At 49.0% G+C, this 286-nt stretch carries 1 protein-coding gene; it reads right to left on the bottom strand.

Going from position 1 to position 286, the window contains the following annotated elements; translation table 11 throughout:
- On the bottom strand, window positions 1–286 hold a 286-nt coding region (locus FQP90_RS23495; RefSeq protein ID WP_208760071.1), incomplete at both ends, for an EamA family transporter.

Here is a 286-nt window from a genome sequence, read left to right as displayed (position 1 = left end):
GGCACCTAAACCGATTGGATTCAAAGCGATTTGGCTTGGGTTAAACAGTATCCACGCTAAGGTGATCAAGCCAATACCAGACAGGGCTTGAATCAAATGCGGGCGCTGCTTTTTCACTACCCAATGGAAGATCATCGCGAACACAGGCACAGAGATCATACCCACGCCAGAAATCGCTGAAGGCAGCGTTAGTGCCATCACGAAGATCAGGCCAAAGAAGGTCGCAATATTGATAAGGCCCAATGTGAAAATGATCTGCCACTCGCCTTTTTTAGGCAGTGTCGGC

Source organism: Paenarthrobacter nitroguajacolicus (assembly GCF_007786235.1).
GTDB classification, from domain to species: Bacteria; Actinomycetota; Actinomycetes; order Actinomycetales; family Micrococcaceae; genus Arthrobacter; species Arthrobacter nitroguajacolicus_A.
Note: the sequence above shows the minus strand (reverse complement) of the source record. Positions and strands in the feature narration are given on the sequence as shown.